We start from the raw sequence: 21815 nt of genomic DNA, 5'->3' as shown, positions 1-21815 counted from the left end.
TATTTATTTATTACTATTAACTATTAGGGCTGTGGATATGTGTTTATCTTTTTATGGCTGATCTATTGTTTTTTATAATTGTTTTTAAGGATTCTATAGTTGTTAACAAATCAAAAGTTAGTCCACAATTATTCTTCACGTTTAGAGCTGTTTATAATGTTACCCACTTAAGTTATGATAATTCAATTTTGCTTTACTTTATATCAAATTCATAGTAAAGTATCGGTGAATATATCTTTTAGAACTTGGGTATAAAGTTGTTTTTCTGTGAGTAGTCAACTAAATTTTTAAGCTCTTTGATTTAGCTCAAACTTTTCCCCAATGTTTAAGCATGTTATTAACTGTTTAAATTGGGTTGTCTACACACTTACCAACATCAATCTATTTGTATATCGTTTAATTCAAAATTGGCTTTCAATTTTATTATCCCTTTAGAAATAACTATTCTTTCAGGTAATTTATTCTCTTCAAAGGAGCCTGTATCCCATTGTCCGTTGTTATTACTATCTTCTATAATACGGATTTTGTAAGTACCTGGAAGTACCTCTGGAAAGTGGTATGTATCCCTAAATATTTGACTCTCAATTTTTTGGAAACTTGTTGGATGAATTATTTCAATAATCTTTTGCCCAATGAAATTAGGGTAAGAACCTTTCATACTTCCATAGGAATCCTGTTGATAAAGTTTGTTGATAAGTTGATAAGTGCTGTTGGTGTCTAGCTTATAGTTTGTTAGGGCACCAGAAAGTATTAATAGTTTTAATTCTCTTTTTGCAGAAGCTTGAAAGCGTATTGCTAATTCAGTCTGTGATTTATCCAACCATAATGTTGTGAACTTTTCTAAACTAGTGGTATCTGATGTTATTGATATTTTGGTTGTATCAAGTTCAATGATTGGATATTCAAAATTTAAAATATATTCTTCAGGTTTTTTAACTGTAGCATTGGCCTTTATTATTTTGGAAGAAATACTTAGAAGTTCGGGTTTTGGTTCCGTTTTGATATTAGTATTAAATACTACTTTGAGATCTTTTTCAAGAATGTTTTCTGAGGAATCTGAAACTATTATTTTAGTTAAAGTTGTATCACTAGTAAATGGATGGTTAAAAAAAAGTAGTTCGGCGTCCCTAATTTGATAAGTTAATGAGTCTTTATTAGGAAATGTAACATTTATATCTTTAATGGGCTTGTCAAAAGTAACGGAATAGTTTAATTGTCTTGACAAGCTTCTTTTAACTTTTGGAGGATTATTATTATTTGGATAAATGCTTAGATCTATATTTTTAATAATACTATCCAATTTAATGGTGTCTGGAAGAAAGCCGAACATTTCTGTTTTGCTGTCGTAGGTCAGATTAAGATTTTTATCCGTGAATGATAGTATTCTGTAATTGGATGATCTTAGATTCTCGAAGAGATAGTTTCCCGAAGTATCGGTCTGGGTAAAGTAATCTGGTTTTCGATTTATCAATGGAATAGTGTCGCTGCTATTTAAAGCATATAAACCTACGAGAACTTCTTTTGCTGGTAGATGAGTCCAAAGATCTGTTACTTTACCATTGAGGCCAAGAGAATCGATTTCTGTGCCAGTACTGAAAACAAGTTTAAGATTAATTGCAGGATTTTTTTCATTCAAGTCTTTTATACCATTTCTGAAGTTAAAAGTATAAGTGGTACTATCTTTAAAACTCTCGTCAAATTTAATCTCAATACCATACGGTTTCTTTTTTAGTGAGTATATTCCTTTAGGTGTCGGCGTAATCACTAGTTCTTGTCTTATGCTTGTGGCATCTATTAGTTCATCAAATTCGAGAACAATGGTATTTCCTTTATAAGATAAGGTTTTGTTTTCAGGATAAGATTGGATTAATGAGGGCGGTGTTTCGTCTTTTGGTCCACCTGTGGGTGGAACAAACTGGGCACAGCTGCTTAGTAGAGCAGAAATTATAACTGGATTTATTTTCATTTTTATCTTCCAAGGAATATCATAAGGACAGAAATATCAGCAGGAGAAACGCCACTTATACGAGAAGCTTGTCCTAAGGTTTCTGGTTTAACTTGCTTTAGTTTATGCCTAGCTTCATATGAAAGAGAAGTTAAAGAGTCGTAATCAAAGTCTGGATTTATGGAGAGATTTTCAAGTTTATTCATCTTTTCCGCCATTGATACTTCCTTTTCTATATATCGTTCATACTTTATATTTATTTCGGCTTGTTGAGAAATTTCAGGTGTAAGTTCTTCCATAAGTAGTTCTAATTCTGGAGACATTACTTTTAAATCTTCTAGGTTTAGTTCGGGTCTTTTAAGAAGATTCGTTAAAACGGTTTTCTCTCTTAATGGAGATGAGTTAACGGAGGATAAATATTTGTTAACATCCTTGGGTTCAATTTTTATTTGACCTAGTTGTTTTATTAGATTATTGGAGGAATCTATCTTGATGTTTACATTATCTAATCTTAAATCTGAAGCTAATCCGATGTCATGAGATTTCTTTGTAAGTCTTATATCGGCATTATCTTGTCTGAGTAATGTTCTGAATTCTGCCCTAGATGTAAACATTCTATAGGGTTCATCTGTGCCTTTATTGATAAGGTCGTCAATTAATACACCGATGTAGGCTTCATTTCTTTTAAGTACAAAAGGGGACTGTTCTTTAACTTTAAGGTGTGCGTTGATACCAGCCATCAATCCTTGGGATGCTGCTTCTTCATAACCGGTGGTTCCATTGATTTGCCCGGCGAAATATAGGTTATGTATTAATTGAGTTTCTAGGGTTGAATTAAGTTGTGTTGGTGGAAAATAATCGTATTCTATGGCATAACCAGGTCTAAACATTTTAACATTTTCGAAGCCAGGGATCTTTTTTAAGGCGGAGTATTGAATATCTTCTGGCAGGGAAGTGGAGAAACCATTAACATACATCTCTACGGTATCTCTTCCTTCTGGTTCTAGGAAGATCTGATGACTGTCTTTATCTGCGAATCTGTTTATTTTATCTTCCACAGACGGACAGTATCTAGGGCCTAAGCCCTGAATTCTACCATTAAACATGGGTGATTTATCAAAGCCTTTTTTTAGTTCATCATGTACTTCTTGGTTTGTCCAAGTAATCCAACAGCTTTTCTGATCGGTAATGATTTTAGTGTCGGAGAAGGAAAATTTATCTGGAATCTCGTCACCTAATTGTTCTTCCATTTTCTGGAAGTTTATAGAACGTTGGTCTACTCTTGGGGGTGTGCCGGTTTTCATTCTTCCGTAGTCAAAACCAAGTTTAATAAGATCTTCGGTGATACCGACTGACGCTCTTTCTCCTGCCCTACCGCCACCAAATTGTTTCTCTCCAATATGAATTAAACCGTTTAGGAAAGTACCGTTAGTGAGTACTACGGCCTTTGCTTTTATTTCTAGACCCAATGATGTTTTAATTCCAGTAACTTGATTTCCGGAAGTTAGTAAACCAGTAACCATTTCTTGCCAGAAATCTACATTGTGATTTTGTTCAAGTTTGTATCTCCACAGTTCAGCAAATTTTTGTCGGTCACTTTGGCATCGCGGACTCCACATGGCAGGTCCTTTAGAACGATTTAACATGCGGAATTGTATCATGGTTTCATCGGATATGATACCTGACATCCCACCAAGAGCATCTATTTCTCTTACAATTTGCCCTTTTGCTACACCTCCCATAGCAGGATTACAAGACATTTGGGCTATGGTTTGAAGATTCATGGTTACTAAAAGAACTTTAGAACCCATGGTAGCTGCGGCATGAGCGGCTTCACAGCCTGCGTGTCCTGCCCCTACTACTATTACATCGTATTCTGGAAACATATTAAAAGCGTTCCACGTGAAACATTCGCTATTTGCTGAGTTATGGTTCCACGTGAAACATTAAGGTTTTGATAAATATTATTTACTACTACTAACTAATTATTGACCCTAAAGATTTCATCGTATTAGTTAATTCGCCTGAAATAACTATCGGTTTCACGTTTATAAAACGGCGTAAAACTAGGGGGTGTGGTTCTTATGAGTTCCACTTGTTTTTCTTTCTCTTTCATAAAGTTCTCCAGAGATGGTGGAGAGTCTCTATTTATTTCAATGGCAGATTTTGATTTTCTCTTGGTATCCATTTCTTGTTCTTTGACTGCTTTTTCTACTTCCAACAATCTGGTTTCCATTTTTAACTGACGCTTGATTAATTCTGGATTAATCCTTTTATTGATAATTTCATTTTCGGAATCATCCATTTGTTTTTGAAGCTCTTTTAATTCGTTACCTATTTTTTTACCGGTCTCTGTGCCATTTAAAGATTCCTGCATTTTCTCTAACTGTTTCCGTATTTTGGCTTGTTCATTGGCTAATTTCGCTAATTCCTTAGACATCTGAGAACCGCTCATTCCGCTTTGTCCTAAGCCCTGCATTTTTTCATTGAGTTTTTGTTGCTGCTCACCTATTCCTGGCATAGGCATTGTCCCCTTTTTGCCACCTTTGCCCCCACCTGGCATAGACATCGCCATCATCTCTTGTAACTGATTAAAAGTATCACTCAGCATAAGAGCTAAGTTGTTTATAGAGGTCATGGAAAATTGTTGTTTAGCGGCCGCCTTTGGTAAATCTCTATCTTTTAAAAGTTGGATAGATTGGTCCATGTAGTTTTTCATAGCAGTAACCTCTTTTGTAACCAAAGCTTCAATTTGCATGACCCGTTGGGCTAAGGCATATAGGCTATCTTCTATCACTTTAGCGTCGTCGGTTAATTTAAGTTGGACTTGAGATAAATCTATAAACCTTGGGTCTGACTTAGATAAACCTTTTAAATCTTTCATCACCTGTTCTTGATCAAAAGAAAGTTTGACCAAGTTTTCAAGAATAGCACGAAGGGCTTCCAGATCAATGTCCAGTTGTTTCATTTCAGCCGATTGCATTTCAGAGGCCATTTTTGCCGCCATTGATTTCATTCCTTTAGCAGCCTTTTTCTGAGACTTGCTAGCATTTGATTTATCTTGCTTATCGAGTTGATCTTCGGCCTTTTCTTGTTCTTTGGATACTTCTTCCTGCTTATCTTTTTGAGTATCCATGTCTTTGCGAAGCTCTTTGCTCAGCTTTTTAATATCATCCAGTTTCTCTTTCTTATCTTCAAATTCCTTTGTAATTTCTTCCTGCTCTTTTTTTAGTTCTTTGTTGTCCGCAGGAGATTTACTTTCTTCTGTTTTCTCAGCCAGTTTCTCTTGCTTTTCGGCCAGTTTTTCAAGCTCCTTAGTTACCTGCTCCACCTTCTGTTTGAGCTGCATATTCTTAAATAGTTTCAATGCCCTATCTATATCTTTGTTAAGATTGCGGTCTTGCTCTTTCATTTTTTGAATCTGATCTTGAATTTTATCATCTTCATTCTTTTTGAGCATCTCTTCTAAATCATTAAAGAGTTTATTTTGCTCATCTTGCATGAGTTCATTGAGGAGCTTTTGAAGTTGCTCCATTTTTTCCTGGGTCTGAGGATTCTGTTTTTCAAAACGGTTTTGTTTATCCTGCATCTGGTCAAATTGCTTTTGAAGATCCTTTAAATCTTTGAGCATTTCTTCCCTTTTCTTCACCAGTTCTTCTAATCGTTTTTTATCGTTGAAATCAAGTTTCTTTTTGCTTTTTAGATCTTGGTCAATTTTCTCAAGGCTCTTTTTAAGCTCATTCGATTTCTTTAAGAGATCATCCATTTTGTTTTCGGTCTCTTCTATTTGTTTCTCGACTTCTTGGTCGTACTCTTTTGAAGATGGTAAGCTAAATGTCATAAGACTTGTCTTTGTGCTTTTTGCACCATTCACGCCGTCATTATCCCATACCTCTAGATAGTAATCTATCTCGTCATCTTTATTTAATCCAAGGGATGATAAATTAAATTGGTAAAAGAAGGATTGAGATAATTGGTCTTTATTAAAGGCTATATCTTTTTCTTTGAAAGGCTCCTCCCCCTTTCTCTTATATTTCAGTTTAAATTTTGATAGTCCATAATCATCAGCAATCTGACCTCCAAGAGCGATGTAGTTATAAAGCGTGGTATCTTGAATTTGCTCTAGTTTAATTTTTGGAAATAAATCTGGTATGACGTTTAAATAATAAGCGATATGTTCATTATCCAAGGCTTGGTTGTTTTTAATCACCAAACGGTAATCTGTGGATTCACGCATTCTTTTTGTTAGCGTAAACTCATTAGTATGATTTTTAGTTGTTGGAACAATTATTTCAATTTGAGAATTTTGATTAGGACTGAACACGACGGAAAGAGAATCTGCGTATTGTGTATTGAATAACCATCGTATGTTAGTTCCCTCAGGAACAATCAAATTTCCTACGTTTTCTAGTCGCTCAGGCCTTTTCCCTGTATAACTCGGGTATTCGGCCACTATGTCAAAAGAAAGTAGTTCTGGCCTATTTAAAAGACTTATTTCATGATGCTCAGATTGAAATCCAGAGGCTAGAAAATTAAAATTTACGTCTTGTTGTAATTTATTGAAGGTATAGGTGAAAGAATTATCTGATGCTGCAGTCATTTTGAATCTCCTATCATTATAAACTAAAAAAACTTCTTCCGGAATAGCGTCTCCTTGTAATTGAAGCTGCAGTTCAAAATCTTCATTTCTAAAGGCGTTAAGGTCTTTATTGATGAGTTCAAACTGAAATGGGGCTTCTTCTACGAATTCCTTTCTAAACTTGATGATTCGCTCACTACTACTGAAGAATTTAGGAGAAATAGCAGAAATGAAAAGTAATATAACAAGAGGTGGAAGACTGTATTTTAGGTACTTTTTATTCTCTTTAAGGTTTATGGCATCACTAAATTGAAAAACTTTCAAAGACTTACTTTTCTGTTCTATACTGGCTAGAAGAAGGGCATCACTGGAGGCATTTCCATTTGAGAGTTGTAAAGTATTGAGAAGCTTATCCCCTATTTCAGGAAAGAATTTGCCAATTTCGGATGCGGCATCATTATGACTAACGCGTTTTCTTATTTTAAGAAAATGAAGAAGCGGTATTACCAATAAGAAAACAATGGTGTATAAAGCCACTGTAACAAAGGTAAAAAGTAAAATGCCTCTAAAAACACTTCCAAACCTGCCGAAATATTCAATGAAATTGACAAAAATATACAGAGATACCAGTAGTCCTATGCAAATCAATGCTCCACGGAGTAGTTGATTTTTGTAGAACTTATCTTTATATTCCTCTATTTTTTGGTTCAGTGTTGCTAAAGAATTGCTCATGACTTAGTGTTTATAACTGTAAATCTAACGAAACAGGACAGTGGTCCGACATATTGATCTCCGGATGAATTTGAGCATTCAATAGAAATGGTTGCATTTCGGCAGTTACGAAAAGATAATCTATTCGCCAACCTAAATTTTTACCACGTGACCCTGCTCTATAACTCCACCAAGTGTAATGATGTGGATCCTTGTTGAAAAGCCTGAATGTGTCAATATATCCAGCTTCTAAGAACTCCCCTACCCATGCCCTTTCTTCTGGAAGAAACCCAGAGCTATTTTTATTTCCTTTCGGATTATGAATGTCAATCTCATTATGACAGATATTTACATCTCCACAGAGAACAATCTTTTCTGTTTTACTCCTTAGTTCATTTAAATAGACATGAATGTCGTTAAGGAATATCATTTTAAGGTCTTGTCTTAAGCCCCCAGTAGTGCCAGAAGGGAAATAGGCACATACTAGGCTAAAATCCTTAAAATGGGCAGTTAAAACTCGTCCCTCACTGTCAAACTGTTCCACGCCTATACCGTACATTACACTTTCGGGCACTATTTTGGTTAAAATGGCTACACCACTGTAACCTCTTTTTTGGGCAGGATACCAGTAGCAGTTAAAACCTAATTCAATAAAAGATGCTTCAACTAACTCCGTTTCGGAGAGCTTAATTTCTTGTAAACAAAGAATGTCAGGTTGAACCGTTTCCAACCATTCCAATAGACCTTTTTTAATGGCCGCTCGAATTCCGTTTACATTAAAAGTGAAAATTTTCATGAAGCTTGTTTATATGTGAAGACCAATCTCGTCCTTGAAATATTCGATAACATAATGCTTAAGAAGGTTTTCTTGCGAAAACAAGTCAAAAGGAGGCAGTTTCTTAACCAGCTCCCAATGGGGCCATCCCTCTTCATCTACGCCTATGAGGGAATAAAAGCCGCCTTTGCTTAAAACTTTGCACGTAGCAATATGAATAAGATCTTGTTTTTGTTCTTTCGTAAAGTGTTCAGGTCCTTTCCCCAATTCTTGTATGCCAATTAGGAAAAGAACACCTTTTAAATCGGACGGTTTTTTCCCAATACTCTGTTTAAAAAAAGCTAAAATTTGCTTCCACTGCTCCTCAATACTTTGGTTATCAGTATTTTTTATCATAATTTCAATCAATGAATCCCTTACAACTTGCAAAAGATCTTATTTTTCCTAGACTTTGTTCGGCATGTCTAAAAACCTTAGAGGCTTACGAAACGCATATATGTATCAAATGCCACTTAGATCTTCCTAAAATCAGCCTTCAAGAGTCTGAACAAAAAAAGCTGGATAAGAAGTTCTGGGGTAAGCTTAACATCAAAAATACTTATTCATTTTTACAATTTACCAAAAACGGTCTTGTTCAAAATGTTCTACATAACTTAAAGTATAAGAACAAACCTGAATTAGCCTATTTTATGGGTAAATGGTATGGTAACCAGTTGCTTTCCATAGGATTCGAGAAACAAATAGACCTGATTTTGGCCGTTCCGCTGCATCCTATAAAGCTTAAAAGAAGAGGTTATAACCAGGCAGATCACATAGGAAAAGGAATAGCAGAAATTTTAAACGTGCCTTTTGATTCGGAAACGATAACCCGTATTAAATACACGGAAACGCAAACCAATAAATCAAGATATAAGAGGTTTGAAAATATAGTAGGTGTTTTCAAGGTCTTAAAGCCAGAAAATATTGCAGGAAAGAGAGTGGCTTTGGTAGATGATGTTTTAACCACTGGTGCGACCTTAGAAATAGCAGGAAAAGAGGTATTAAATTCTGGCTGCAAAGAATTATCTATTCTGACCATCGCTGCAGCCCTATAAAAAAACCCTAGTATTTCTACCAGGGTTTTTTACTAAAAATTTATAGGACAAATTACATTTTCTATCTCGCAGGAGCTCCTACAGAAATCATCGCACATCTGAAACCAATAGTGGCTGTAGAAGAATCTTGATCAATATATCTTCTAGTTCCAGGAGATAACCAGTATGCTACATCTGCCCAAGAACCACCTTTGTAAACCCTTTGATTGTTGTCAATCAGTGAGTTATAGTTCTTACTGTCATACATTTTGGCTTCATCTTGAAAATCGTTTCTTCTAATAGGATTTAAATCGTTAAAGTCTTGGTAAGACCCAGGACGATAAAGGTCATAAACCCATTCGTTTACGTTTCCAGCCATGTTATAAAGACCGAAATCATTAGGAGCAAATGAATAAACCTCTGCAGTAATAATGTTTTCGTCATTCTGACGACCTGCTATACCTGCATAGTCACCACGACCACGCTTAAAGTTAGCCATCATGCTTCCTTTATGTCTTCCGCTGTCTTCTCTTAAAGAAGAACCATCCCAAGGATAAATTCTTTGATTCGATTGATTCTCGTCGTTATACTGTGTTCCAATCATCGCTTTTGCAGCATATTCCCACTCGGCTTCCGTAGGGAGCCTATAATTTGGTAATACTCTACCGGTTTCAATAGCCACTCTACCGCTTTCAGATGCTACAGGAGCAGATTCCGCTAAGCCTTCCGCACCTTTTTTCTTTTTTCCGAAAGAAAAAAGTTTCTTTTTAGAGCCAGAAGCATCTCCTTCCAGAGCCGAATTTACTGCTCTAGATCTCCATGCAGCAAAATCAGTAGCCTGAATCCAAGAAACACCAACTACGGGGTACATTCTAAATCCAGGATATCTTAAATAATGGTCTACGTATTGATCGTTGAAAGACATTGAATTAGCCCAAACGGTAGTATCTGGCAATGCAGATTGCACAAACTCTTGCGTAGAATCTTGTTGAATGCTGTATAGGTAGAATAACCAGTCAATATTTGAGACTTCGGTTTCATCCATGTAAAATGATGCTACCGTTACTGTTCTCTCCAAGTTATCTCTTGTGAAAGTAATATCCTCTTCTACGGTACCCATTGTGAATCTACCTCCTTCAATGAAAACCAAATTAGGACCAGCAGGTTGTCCTTGAAAACTGGCAGCCTTATAACCATCAGTTTTTTTATCCCCATAGGCTATCCCAGTGGCACCATTGGTTTTACCAGGGTTTAAACTGCTCCTTTTGTTATCTTTGCAGCCTGTGAAAAGAAAAAGCGAAGTAGCTAAGAGTGAAGCACCTAAAAATAGTCTCTTCATGAGTTTTATTATTTATTTATTTCGTGCGAAAGCAATCGCAAATGTAATTAAAGTTTGACCCTAAGGTAATTTTCTATTATTAATATGTTCTAAAACGGAATCCAAGAAGTTTTCGATTTTAAGTATGGAATCAGCATTTTGAACGCTTAAAACCAATTTTTCTTTAATCTGTTTTAAAGTACATCGTTTAGGATGCACTTTAACATAATCAAGAATTCTGCCAAATTTATCTGCTTGATAATATTCAACATGCTTTGAGGAAACGAAATAGCCTTTCAGGATATTATTTTTCCATGTTAGTTTTTCAAAACCGAGCTCTTCCGCTTTCCAGCGAATCTTTACAATTTCAAACAAATCTTCAACCTCTGTAGGAAGTTTTCCAAATCGGTCAATCACTGAATCTCTGAAATTATCTAATTCTTCCTGCGTTTTAAGTCCATCTATTGAATTATAAACGGATAATCTCTCCGAAATATTAGTAATGTAACTATCTGGAATTAAGATTTGTTGGTCAGTTTCAATCTGACAGTCTTCAACTTTGAACACTTTTTCTGACAATTCTTTTTCAAAAAGAGACTTGAATTCATTCTCTTTTAATTCTGAAACTGCATCATCCAAAATTTTATGGTAAAGCTCATAACCCAGGTCATTTACAAAACCACTTTGCTCGGCACCCAACAGGTTTCCGGCACCTCTAATATCCAAATCTCTCATAGCCACTTTGAATCCATCTCCTAAATCGGAGAATTCTTCCAGTGTCTGAAGCCTTTTTCTGGATTCTCTAGTAAGACCTGAAAGCGGTGGTGTTAACAGATAACAGAATGCTTTTTTATTAGAACGCCCTACCCTACCTCTCATTTGATGTAAATCAGACATTCCAAACATGTGGGCATGATTAATAATGATGGTGTTGGCATTGGGAATATCCAATCCGGATTCTATGATATTTGTAGAAATTAAAATATCAATGTCTCCCTCAATAAAGGACATCATTATTTTTTCCAACTTGTCACCTTCCATTTGCCCATGAGCCACGCCTATTTTGGCATCAGGAACAAGTCTCATGATGATATTAGCAATGGAATCAATATCTTTAATACGATTATGAACAAAAAACGCTTGACCACCTCTTCTTAGCTCGTGAGAAAGAGCATCTCTTAAAACCTCTTCTTGAAAAACTTTTACTTCTGTGGTAACAGGCTGTCTATTAGGTGGTGGCGTAGCAATAATCGATAAATCTCTAGCCCCCATTAAAGAAAAATGAAGCGTTCGGGGAATTGGTGTTGCGGTAAGTGTAAGCACATCTACATTATGCTTTATTTCTTTAATTCTGTCTTTTGCTTTCACGCCAAACTTCTGCTCTTCATCAATCACCAAAAGCCCTAAATCCTTGAATTCAATTTTCTTATTCAGCAGTCTATGTGTCCCAATAATAATATCAATCTTACCCTCTTTAAGTTCTTTCAACGTTTTAGAGGAAGCCGTAGCCGATTTAAAACGGTTGATAAAATCTACGGTTACGGGCATTTTTTCTAGCCTTTCTCTGAAAGTTTTGGCGTGCTGCATGGCCAATATCGTGGTAGGAACTAAAATAGCGGCTTGTTTCCCATCTGTAACGGCCTTAAATGCTGCTCTAATCGCGACTTCAGTTTTACCAAAACCTACATCGCCACAGACTAGCCTGTCCATGGGGTTCGGTTTTTCCATGTCTTCCTTTACATCCGCAGTGGCTTTAGCTTGATCTGGTGTATCGTCATATAAAAAGGAAGACTCCAGTTCTATCTGCATATACGTATCTGCACTGAAAGCAAAACCTGGAGCCGATCTTCGTTTGGCATATAGGGCAATGAGCTCTTTGGCAATATCCTTAACCTGCTTTTTAACTTTAGATTTTTTCGTTTCCCAATCGCCAGTCCCTAGTTTACTCATAGGAGGAGGAATGCCTTCCTTTCCTGAATATTTGGCTATTTTATGAAGCGAGTGAATATTGACAAAAAGCAAATCATTATCTTTGTATATTAACCTGATGGCTTCCTGCCTCCTACCCTTCACATCGATAAACTCCATACCCGCAAACCTACCAATGCCGTAATCGATATGAGTGACAAAATCTCCAGGTTTTAGTGATTTCAGCTCTTTAATGGTAAGGGCTTTAGATTTGGAGAATTTCTCTTTGATATTGAACCTATGGTATCTTTCAAAGATTTGATGGTCTGTGTAACAAACCATTTTAGTTTGCTGGTCTACAAAACCCTCTCTAAGCGAAAAGTTTCCAGGCAGAAATTTATTCTCGGGGTCTAACTCTTCAAAAATCCTTCTTAACCTTTCTAGCTGTTTACTCTGGTCGGAGCAGATCAGTGTGGTAAATCCTGATAGCTGCCTTTCAGATAAATCCTGAATAAGTAGATTGAACTCTTTGTTAAAAGAGGGTTGAGATTTAGAAGGATAGTTTAATCGTAATGATTTATTATAGAAGTATTGTCTACCAATCTCAATAATGGTGAATTTTTCAATCTCGTTTATGAGAGATTTGTCATCTAAAAGAGACACTTCTGGGTTAAAAACAACTTGAATATCACCACTTTTAGCCACAATAGAATCAACAGATTGGACTGCTCTTTCAAAGTTTTCCTTGGCTCTTTCTAGACTGAAGTTTATATCTCTAATCCAGATTTGGGTATCGTCGGAAAGAAACTCAAAAAAGGATTCTCTATCTTCAGTTTTCAACTTATGTTCCACATCAGGAATGATAGTGACCTCTTCCAACACCTTAATGGAAAGCTGCGTTTCGGGGTCAAAAAATCTCATTGTGTCTATTTCATCCCCCCATAATTCTAACCTTACGGGTTTATCCGAAGCAAATGAAAAGATATCAACAATTCCTCCTCTAATAGAAAACTGACCGGGTTCATAGACGAAATCCGTCTTTTCAAAGTCATATGAAACCAAAAGTTCCGTTATAAAAGTCAGGTCTAGCGTTTCGCCAGATCTAAGTTTTAAGGTGTTGGCAACTAAGCTTTTTTTGTTGATAACCTTTTCTGTCAGGGCCTCGGAATAGGTCACTATTAAAGGATTCTCAATACCTTGATTTAACTTGGTAATTAGCTCGGCCCTTAGAAGTACATTGGCATTTTCAACTTCCTGATATTCAAAAAGGCGTTTGTAAGAAGCAGGAAAATAGTATACATTATCTTCTCCAAGAAGATTTCTGAGGTCATTATAAAAATAGGCAGCTTCCTCCTTTTCAGGAAGAATAAAAAGTCCAGAATAGGGTTTTATATTATAAAAACTGGAGGCTAAAACAGCATCCAGACTACCGTGTAGTCCCTCAATTTGGCTTCTTTTGCTTCCTTTGAGTTGTTCATGAATATTTTGAACAAAACCATCTTCTTGAAATATTTTTAGGAATTCTGCTGTTACCACGTAAGTCTTTTATAATCAATTTGAAAAGTAAGATCCGAAGCCACGGCCTCACTTTTTCGACACAAATTTAAGCACAAAATCCTTTACTCCTCATTTTGCTTATTGATAACATCTATAAACGATAATAGTTCGGTTTGTCTCTCCTCACTAGATTCAGGGTATTTCATATCCAAAGTTTTAAGTTTTTCTTGTATGACCGTAGCCACGATGAGCCTCATATTCTTTTTATCGTCAGCAGGAACCACGTGCCAAGGGCTATTTTCTGTAGCTGTTTTGTTTATTAGATCTTCGAAGGCTTGTTGGTAGTCATTCCAATAGCCACGTTCTTTGATATCTCCTTCTTCAAACTTCCAGTTTTTGTCCTGCTCGTTTATCCTCGCAATTAATCTTTCACCTTGTTCTTTTTTCGAAACATTAAGGAAGAACTTTACCACTACTATACCATTATTGGTCAAGTATTCTTCAAAGTTTTTGATGTCTTTATATCGTTTTTCCCAGACATCTTTTTTACTGGAAATCTCCCCAGGTATTTTCTGGTAGTCTGTCAGTATTTCGGGATGCACTTTCACCACTAAAACCTCTTCATAATAAGAGCGATTAAACACCTTGATTTTTCCTCTCTCCGGTAGTTCTTTGAAACATCGCCACATAAAATCATGATCTAATTCTTTTGAACTAGGCCTTTTAAAAGAGTAAAAGCCTGTACCCATAGGATGGACATTGGCAAAAACACTTTTTATGGTGCCGTCTTTGCCTGCAGCGTCCATAGCCTGAAAAATGACCAACATACCGTATTTGTCATGGGCATACATCACGTTTTGAAGAGCGTCAATCTCACATTGCAATTCCTCAAGTTGTTTGTTGTAGTCAGATTTGTCATCGTAAAAGTCCTTTTCTTTGGTTTTTACTTCTTTTATTTTGAATGACTTATGGCCATTAATGGCGTAATGTTCTCCCTTTATTTTTGACATATATGCTTTAATTGAAGTTTTAATCTTTTTAACCCGCTTTATGCATTAGAAAATCTCCCGATAGCTATCGGGACCGTAACTAAATTGCTTCAAATCAGTTCTTAAATGTCTGATTTATTATACTTTAGCTACTCATTACAATTCTCCAATGCATAAACCGGGTATAATAGAAACCCTAGATGTGTTTTCTAGAACTAAATTTACCTAATCTTATGTTTTTATTACATAAGCAATCTACAAAATCGATATGGAATCTAAGAATAAAAATATAGGGCTGGCTACTTTGGCAGCAGGGTGTTTCTGGTGCGTTGAAGCGGTCTTTCAAGAATTAAACGGGGTAGAGACGGCGGTCTCTGGTTATATGGGCGGACATGTGGATAATCCTACTTATAAACAGGTTTGTACAGGAGAAACTGGTCATGCAGAAGTGCTTCAAATAACTTATGATAAGTCTGTTATATCCTTTGAGGGTCTGCTAGAAGTTTTTTTTAAAACTCATAATCCAACCACGCTTAACAGACAAGGAAATGATGTGGGAACGCAATATCGCTCGGCGGTTTTTTTCCATGACATGGAGCAAAAATTGATTGCTGAAAGTGTTATTTCAAAGCTTAAGGCCGAAGGAGCTTTCGATGCTCCGATTGAAACGACACTTGAAGCGGTAACTGTATTCTATCCAGCGGAGGATTATCACCAGAATTATTTCAATGAAAATGGGCACAACCCTTACTGTGCCATGGTGGTGAAACCAAAGGTAGAAAAATTTAAAAAAGCGTTTGCAAACAGTCTAAAATAGGACTTACAACCTAATTACTTTGAGGTAATGGTTTCTATTATTGGCACTAATGTGCAATAAATAAAAGCCATGCCCTCCTTTTAGCTCTAGATTAACGATGTAGTTCCCCTGTCTATACTCTTTACTTTTTAAGAGAATACCAAAAGGTCTTCCGTTGAGATCAAATTGAGAAATTTCAATTTTAGAACCCACATATAGCACCATGCTTAAAGCAATTTTTCCATCTGGGGTAGGATTAGGAAAAACCTTGAAAACATCTTGTTCTGTGACATTATAAGGACTATAAGGGTTTTGTGGCGAACGCGGATCCACATTTATTTCTGGTATAACGGGCTGAGATGGTAAACTTGCATCCAGTTTCGTATCCTTTAAAAAGCCTATTTTATCAATTAGGGCAAATTTACCACCCATAACTTCCTCGGTAAAAAAGGAAGAGGCACCAAACCAGGTTCTAAGCACTTCTTGGTAAATACTTTGAAAATCGTAACGGTAAGCGAGGTTTTCGTGGTCGTAAAAAGGTAAAAATGCCACATTTCCACCAAAAGTTTGCCCTTTCACGCCATCTCCAAAGGCAAACATGACACTAGAAGTACCGTGGTCTGTTCCTTGGCTACCATTTTCATAGGGTCTTCTTCCAAATTCTGATACCGTTAGACCCACTACTTTTCCAGAATGTCCTAAAGACTCTAGATCAGACTGAAAAGAAGATATAGCGACACTCATTTTGTTTAGCAAACTGCTATGAACACCTTCTAAGCCCCCTTGTCCAGAGTGTGTGTCAAAACCATTTAAGCTTACTGAATAAACTTTAGTTTTTAAACCACCATCTATCAGTCTCGCCACCAATTTCATTTGGTTGGAAAGCTCATCGCTTTGATAAGTTTCAGTGTTTTTTCCTTTGTCAAAAGCCGCTTTAACCGATTTTGAGAAATGATTAATTTTTACGCCAACATCATTGATATAGTCAAATTCTTCAGAGAAAATGTTTTGTTCCTTGACGTCTATAATATCTGTTTCTACAGACTTTCCTCTTTCAAAGAGCTCCTCAGGGTCTTCTAAAAGAATGGCATTTTCTTCTTCGGAGCCTTGAAACATTAAAAGTGGGCTGTCTCCCACGTGAATGCAGTATGGGCTTTCAGGAAGTTCTTTATTTTTATATTGGTCAAAATATCTTCCTAGCCATCCAGTAGAAAGCACTTGACCTTCAGATTGAGGCACTATTCCAGAAAACCATATATCTGTCGATCTGAAATGCGAAAGATTGGGTTTGCTATATCCTACGCCTTGAATGACGGATAGTTTTCCGGCCTTAAAGAGTCCGTGCATTCCTCCTTTCACTCCACTTGCTAAAGCTGGGTGCATGGCAGAACCATCTTTAGGGTCGGCAAAAGGTATACATACTTTGTTAGGAATACTTATTCTAGGTCTAAACCTGTTGTAATAATCCGGCCATTCAAAAGGGACGATGGTGTTTATAGCGTCATTGCCACCAAAAAGCTGCACAACGACTAAAATATTGTCGTTTTCCTCGCCTACTTGGTACAATGAATTGAAAGCAGACAGGTTTATTTCACCTACTTTCAGGCTGCCCACTGCTCCCAGACCAGCAGAAGTGTTTTTTATGAATTTTCTTCTGTCCATATTAAGTCAAATAAAAGTCTGGCATTTTAAAAATATCTTTTAATAGAGCCTTAACTCTTAAGCCCGCATTCTCTTTATTTTGAGCTATTTGCGGCCATTCATAGTAGGGAGCACCTCCTAAAAGTGTTTTTTCTAATTTCTCTATTCTATCCGGATTAGGTAGTTTCGCAAGTAGTTTGAATGCAATTTCTTCTACTAATTTACGAGAATCGGCAAAACCACCATTTTTAGCAGCCCAATTGCCCACTTCCAGGTTGGAAAGGTTCGTTACAATTTTCCCATATTCATAAATATAGGCTGGAAGTGTTTTTGTGGTAATCCAGTTTCTATATCCTTTCCATCCGCTTACATTGGGAGGGTTAAGTGGCTCTAGCCCAAATTCTTTCAACCAAGTGTTCATTAAAGGCGTAGGGATTTCAAAATGACGAGAGAAAGAAATCAGGTTTTCTAAATGGGATTTAATCTGCACTCCCCTATTATTTTTGTCAAAGAAATGCTTACTCGTCAAAAGCTTGACAAGCATAACTTTAAAATCATAACCCGAGTTTTTAAAAGTTAGGGCTAGTTCATCTATAAGGGGGTTTGATTTATTAATAGGCTTACTATAAACAAAATATCTATAAAACTTAATGGCCATAAAAGTAGATACAGCCTTTCCCTTTTGTTCAAGAATAGTAGATGCTAATTTCTGGATGGAGTGAACGTAGGCATTATCTTTTGTGACTTCATAATTTACAGTGAATTTCACGCCAAAAACTTCTTTTTCTTCGATACTGTAATTTCCAATATTGAAATAAGGCTTATATAAGTTCTGATCTTCTATAAAGTGGCTTGCCTTCCATCCGGTTAATACTTTGGCGGCTTGTCTGATGTCATCTTCGGAATAATTTCCATCGTCTATGCCTATTGAGAACAATTCAAAAAGTTCTCTTGCGTAGTTTTCGTTGGGTGCTTCTCTTACATTTTCATTACCATTAAGGTAAAGTAACATGGCTCCATCCACCGTTATTTTTTCAAGAAATTCCTTAAACTTTGGTAAGAATAATGTTCTGAAAAGTTCATTTTGTATGTAGATCCATTGAGCAGCAATAGGCTCATTTCCTACAAATTCCGTCGTAAAATGGCTGTGCCAAAAGAAAGTCATTTTTTCAGAAAGACTTTTGCTGTCTTTTTTCATTAAGTCCACCCACCAATCTTTCAAAATAGCGTTCTGGGCAAAATGAGCATTCAGGTTGTCATTTCTTTGGTTTTGATATGCCGTGCTTCCTACCCCGAGTAGGTTAGGATTTTTGAATCCTTGCTTTATATCAAATGCGGGGGTGGTCTTTTGTAAAACAGGAGCATTATTTAACAATAGCTGCACGGCCTCAGATGCTTTTTTCCCAACAAGGGAATTGGCGAAAGTTTCGTCCACAGAAAAACAACAACGTCTTAGCAAATGATACACATCTGCAATATCCAAAGGCTGAGTATGTTCGTCAAGACTCGTAACGGCGAGGGCGTTAGAACCATTGAGAAGGTTTTCAAAAAAAGCTCGTCTACTACTTACGCTTGCCATTAATTTTTACTGAAATTAAAGTACTAAGGTACATATTTGCATGGAGGATTTTATTTTGAAAGTGAGATTTTGCCCATAAAAAAGGAGTCTGGACTTTTATTTGGTTTTTTAAAGCCAGACCTACTCGCAATGGTTTCATTGGCCAATGCAGCAAAAAGAACAGCTTCTTTGGCGTCCCCTGACATTCCTAATTCATCCATGTTTTTAATAACGAGCGAAGGAAGGCGTTGTTTTATGAGGTCTACAATTAGCGGGTTATGCATACCACCACCGCTTAGATAAATGCCAGTTTTTTCGATGATATCTGTATTATTAATAATGCATTCGCAGAGGGTTTCTGCCGTAAAATGACAGAGCGTTCTGAGTATGTCTAAATGACTCGCCTTACTTTCAAATGCCGACAGATATGATAGATTGAATAGCTCTGGACCAGTGGTTTTAGGAATACTTTCTTTAAAATAAACATGGCTTTTTAGTTTTTCTAATAGCTCTAAATTAACACTTCCCTGTAAGGCCAGTTCTGCGTTTTCGTCAAAAGGAATATTAAAGTATTTCTGAACATAAGCATCAATAATGGTATTTCCTGGTCCGGAATCTGTGGCAAAGACTTTTTCAAAATTTCCATCTGAAGGAAGAAAGGTAAAATTAGCTATGCCTCCGATGTTTATCAGTATGCGGTTTTCAACTAAAGAGCTGAATAAAAGATAGTCGCCGTAAAGTGCTAAAGGAGCACCCTCTCCGCCCACAGCACAATGTTTTTGTCGGAAATCTGAAATGGTTAAAATACCCGTTTTTACAGCTATATGGTCTCCATCTCCTATCTGAAGCGTGCTATTTGGATATTTCTCGTTTTTATGAAGCCTTTTGGGTTGGTGCATGACGGTTTGGCCATGGCTGGCAATGAGGTCTATGTCATCCTTAGAAATTGACCATTTCGCAAGACATTGATTGACCAGTTCTCCATGTAGGTTTCCAATCCAAGGATTAAGCATACAAAGCAATTGGAAGTCAATGGTTTCTTTCGCAAAAACTTTACGGATCTCCGTTTTTACGGACTCTTCAAAAGGAACGGTTTCGAATTCCAATACTTCAACCATAGTATGCTCTCCTGAGCCATGAAACCTACATAATGCCACATCTAGACCATCCATGGATGTGCCAGACATGAGACCAATGATCAACCGTTCCGGTTTTTTACTTATCTGATATAACTTTTCAATTTCTGAATTCATATTGTAAACTTACTTAACCGTTTAGACTATATGCTTTTCAGGAGTTAAAAAATGTCAGAAATTTAGGGATGAGGATTACATATCTTCGGCCCATTTGAAACGATCGTCTGGAGAAAACTTCCACGGCGACATGCTGGTTTCTAAGTTTTGAAACATCATATTCCAAGATTGAGGTGCCTGTGACTCTTCCATCACATTATATCTCCGAAGCTCAATGATGATGTCTAATGGGCTGATTTGAATAGGGCAGGCTTCTACACAAGCGTTACAGGTAGTGCAGGCCAGTAGCTCTTCTTCTTTTATGTAATCACCGTTGAGTGATTTTTCATCCTTAAAATCATAACCATTTTTAAGCCAACCTTTCTGGATGTCTTCCAAACGGTCACGCGTGTCCATCATGATTTTTCGAGGAGACAAAGCTTTACCCGTTAGATTTGCAGGGCATTGTGAAGTACATCTTCCGCATTCTGTGCAGCTATAGGCGTCCATCAGGCTTTTCCAGCTTAAATCTTCCACGTCTTTGGCACCAAAACGAGCCACCACTTCGGTTTCGTCGCCGGGCTGCTCTAACTCCATCATTATCTTGACCTCTTTGGTCACTGCAGGCATATTCTTCATTTCTCCCTTAGAAGCCAGGTTCGCAAAATAGGTGTTTGGGAAAGCTAATGCGATATGCAAATGCTTGGAATAAGTGACGAATAATGCAAAAGTCATTATTCCTAAAATATGAAACCACCAAGCGGCTCTTTCTGTAAAAATCAGAAAATCGCTAGAGAAGTTTTGAAAGATAGGAATAAGCGACTGGCTAATGAGAAAACTACCGGTGTTGACTTCGGCAAAGTGCCCTACTCCCCTGTTTTGTAAAATAGCATCTGCGGCATTCATTTTTAGAAACGCAGCCATAAGTATAATTTCAAAAACCAATATAATGTTAGCGTCCATGGCTGGCCAGCCATTCATTTCTTTCGAAGTGCTTGGATGTAGCCTGTTTACTTTTAGAATATTTCTTCTTACTAGAAACACCACACAGGCCACAATAACCCCTAGTGCTAAGACTTCAAAGAAGTTTATAATTACCGAATAAAAGCTGCCCAAAGGCTCTGCAAAAACACGATGTGTACCAAATATCCCGTCAATGACAATCTCAAGAACCTCTATATTTATTAAGATAAAGCCTGCATATACTAAAAAGTGAAGGAGGCCCACTATGGGTCTTTCAAACATTTTTTTCTGTCCGAAAGCTATGAGCATCATGTTTTTCAGTCTTCTAGCGGGTTGGTCGTAACGATCTTCCGCCTTTCCAAGCTGAATAGACTTCTTTATGAGTATGACTCTTCTTAGAATAAAATAGGCTGCAATGCCTAAAGCAATTACAAACAGTATTTGAGAGATATAGGCCATGGTATTTTAAGGTACTAATAGGTGATGAATGTAAACGTAAAAAATAGTATGCTTGCATACTAAACAAAGGTCTAAAAAATGCATGAAATAAAAAAGAAGAAAATTTTTATCAGAATTTGAGAAAATGTTTGTTCGATATAACTTTTTATTTACTTTTGCATTCCCTTAGAAACAAGGGCAGGTCGGTGATGTAGCTCAGTCGGTAGAGCAAAGGACTGAAAATCCTTGTGTCGGCGGTTCGATTCCGTCCATCACCACAGAAAGACCATCTCGAAAGAGGTGGTCTTTTTTTGTTTATAGAGCTTTTGATTATGCCACACTACGTTTACATTATATTTTCGTTAAAACTGAATAAGTTTTATGTAGGAGAG

General features: G+C 36.7%; 14 protein-coding genes and 1 tRNA gene. 3 read left to right on the top strand and 12 right to left on the bottom strand.

Annotation, left to right across the window (positions count from 1 at the left end; translation table 11 throughout):
* Positions 1-376 precede the first annotated feature (376 nt).
* From ACTBZY_RS04405 to ACTBZY_RS04385, 5 genes are all read right to left on the bottom strand, one after another.
* Positions 377-1966 carry an Ig-like domain-containing domain gene (locus ACTBZY_RS04405; protein ID WP_463045125.1) on the bottom strand — a complete coding sequence of 530 codons (1590 nt, stop codon included), beginning with the start codon at positions 1964-1966 and terminating at the stop codon, positions 377-379.
* Between the two features lie 2 nt (positions 1967-1968).
* Positions 1969-3831 carry a tRNA uridine-5-carboxymethylaminomethyl(34) synthesis enzyme MnmG gene (mnmG, locus tag ACTBZY_RS04400; RefSeq protein WP_463045124.1) on the bottom strand — a complete coding sequence of 621 codons (1863 nt, stop codon included), beginning with the start codon at positions 3829-3831 and terminating at the stop codon, positions 1969-1971.
* Positions 3832-3956: 125 nt separating this feature from the next.
* Positions 3957-7256 (bottom strand): DUF4175 family protein, encoded by a 3300-nt coding sequence (locus ACTBZY_RS04395; protein ID WP_463045123.1) that lies wholly within the window; start codon positions 7254-7256, stop codon positions 3957-3959.
* Between the two features lie 10 nt (positions 7257-7266).
* Positions 7267-8031: an exodeoxyribonuclease III gene (locus tag ACTBZY_RS04390; RefSeq protein WP_463045122.1), complete on the bottom strand. Its 765-nt coding sequence runs from the start codon at positions 8029-8031 to the stop codon at positions 7267-7269.
* A gap of 9 nt (positions 8032-8040) precedes the next feature.
* The gene (locus ACTBZY_RS04385; protein WP_463045121.1) at positions 8041-8406 is read right to left on the bottom strand and encodes a hypothetical protein; all 366 of its coding nucleotides are present in this window, start codon (positions 8404-8406) and stop codon (positions 8041-8043) included.
* A gap of 11 nt (positions 8407-8417) precedes the next feature.
* Here ACTBZY_RS04385 and ACTBZY_RS04380 point away from each other — a divergent pair, with 11 nt between their 5' ends.
* A complete protein-coding gene (locus ACTBZY_RS04380) occupies positions 8418-9104 on the top strand; it encodes a ComF family protein (RefSeq protein WP_463045120.1) in 687 nt (228 codons plus the stop codon).
* Between the two features lie 61 nt (positions 9105-9165).
* On the opposite strand, the gene gldJ is transcribed toward ACTBZY_RS04380, so the two are convergent.
* The 3 genes from gldJ to ACTBZY_RS04365 form a co-directional block, all read right to left on the bottom strand.
* The gene (gldJ, locus tag ACTBZY_RS04375) at positions 9166-10422 is read right to left on the bottom strand and encodes a gliding motility lipoprotein GldJ (protein ID WP_463045119.1); all 1257 of its coding nucleotides are present in this window, start codon (positions 10420-10422) and stop codon (positions 9166-9168) included.
* Between the two features lie 60 nt (positions 10423-10482).
* Complete coding sequence (mfd, locus tag ACTBZY_RS04370) at positions 10483-13845, bottom strand: transcription-repair coupling factor (RefSeq protein WP_463045118.1); 3363 nt, start codon at positions 13843-13845, stop codon at positions 10483-10485.
* A gap of 83 nt (positions 13846-13928) precedes the next feature.
* The gene (locus ACTBZY_RS04365) at positions 13929-14816 is read right to left on the bottom strand and encodes a PPK2 family polyphosphate kinase (RefSeq protein ID WP_463045117.1); all 888 of its coding nucleotides are present in this window, start codon (positions 14814-14816) and stop codon (positions 13929-13931) included.
* A gap of 247 nt (positions 14817-15063) precedes the next feature.
* Between ACTBZY_RS04365 and msrA the strand changes: the two genes are divergently transcribed.
* Entirely contained in the window at positions 15064-15612 is a 549-nt protein-coding gene (msrA, locus tag ACTBZY_RS04360) for a peptide-methionine (S)-S-oxide reductase MsrA (protein ID WP_463045116.1), read from the top strand.
* 3 nt (positions 15613-15615) lie between these two features.
* Here the strand turns inward: msrA and ACTBZY_RS04355 are convergent, their stop codons facing one another.
* The 4 genes from ACTBZY_RS04355 to ACTBZY_RS04340 all read right to left on the bottom strand — a co-directional run bounded on the left by ACTBZY_RS04355 (position 15616) and on the right by ACTBZY_RS04340 (position 21444).
* Positions 15616-17253, bottom strand: coding sequence for a DUF1501 domain-containing protein (locus ACTBZY_RS04355; protein WP_463045115.1), 1638 nt, complete (start codon positions 17251-17253; stop codon positions 15616-15618).
* 1 nt (position 17254) lies between these two features.
* Positions 17255-18811, bottom strand: a complete 1557-nt coding sequence (locus ACTBZY_RS04350; RefSeq protein ID WP_463045114.1) for a DUF1800 family protein — start codon at positions 18809-18811, stop codon at positions 17255-17257.
* A gap of 50 nt (positions 18812-18861) precedes the next feature.
* Positions 18862-20043, bottom strand: coding sequence for an anhydro-N-acetylmuramic acid kinase (locus ACTBZY_RS04345; RefSeq protein ID WP_463045113.1), 1182 nt, complete (start codon positions 20041-20043; stop codon positions 18862-18864).
* 75 nt (positions 20044-20118) lie between these two features.
* A complete protein-coding gene (locus tag ACTBZY_RS04340) occupies positions 20119-21444 on the bottom strand; it encodes a 4Fe-4S dicluster domain-containing protein (RefSeq protein ID WP_463045112.1) in 1326 nt (441 codons plus the stop codon).
* A 184-nt stretch (positions 21445-21628) separates the two neighbouring features.
* On the opposite strand from ACTBZY_RS04340, the gene ACTBZY_RS04335 reads away from it, so the two are divergent.
* Positions 21629-21701 (top strand) — tRNA-Phe (locus tag ACTBZY_RS04335).
* Positions 21702-21815: the final 114 nt, after the last annotated feature.

The organism is Arcticibacterium sp., assembly GCF_055134445.1.
This window is presented reverse-complemented; position numbering and strand designations above follow the sequence as displayed.

Coding starts and splice junctions, on each gene's coding strand:
- ACTBZY_RS04380 (WP_463045120.1), top strand. CDS start 8,418: ATGAATCCCTTACAACTTGCAAAAGATCTTATTTTTCCTAGACTTTGT.
- ACTBZY_RS04350 (WP_463045114.1), bottom strand. CDS start 18,811: ATGGCAAGCGTAAGTAGTAGACGAGCTTTTTTTGAAAACCTTCTCAAT.
- ACTBZY_RS04355 (WP_463045115.1), bottom strand. CDS start 17,253: ATGGACAGAAGAAAATTCATAAAAAACACTTCTGCTGGTCTGGGAGCA.
- gldJ (WP_463045119.1), bottom strand. CDS start 10,422: ATGAAGAGACTATTTTTAGGTGCTTCACTCTTAGCTACTTCGCTTTTT.
- ACTBZY_RS04390 (WP_463045122.1), bottom strand. CDS start 8,031: ATGAAAATTTTCACTTTTAATGTAAACGGAATTCGAGCGGCCATTAAA.
- ACTBZY_RS04385 (WP_463045121.1), bottom strand. CDS start 8,406: ATGATAAAAAATACTGATAACCAAAGTATTGAGGAGCAGTGGAAGCAA.
- mnmG (WP_463045124.1), bottom strand. CDS start 3,831: ATGTTTCCAGAATACGATGTAATAGTAGTAGGGGCAGGACACGCAGGC.
- ACTBZY_RS04345 (WP_463045113.1), bottom strand. CDS start 20,043: ATGAATTCAGAAATTGAAAAGTTATATCAGATAAGTAAAAAACCGGAA.
- ACTBZY_RS04340 (WP_463045112.1), bottom strand. CDS start 21,444: ATGGCCTATATCTCTCAAATACTGTTTGTAATTGCTTTAGGCATTGCA.
- ACTBZY_RS04405 (WP_463045125.1), bottom strand. CDS start 1,966: ATGAAAATAAATCCAGTTATAATTTCTGCTCTACTAAGCAGCTGTGCC.
- ACTBZY_RS04395 (WP_463045123.1), bottom strand. CDS start 7,256: ATGAGCAATTCTTTAGCAACACTGAACCAAAAAATAGAGGAATATAAA.
- msrA (WP_463045116.1), top strand. CDS start 15,064: ATGGAATCTAAGAATAAAAATATAGGGCTGGCTACTTTGGCAGCAGGG.
- ACTBZY_RS04365 (WP_463045117.1), bottom strand. CDS start 14,816: ATGTCAAAAATAAAGGGAGAACATTACGCCATTAATGGCCATAAGTCA.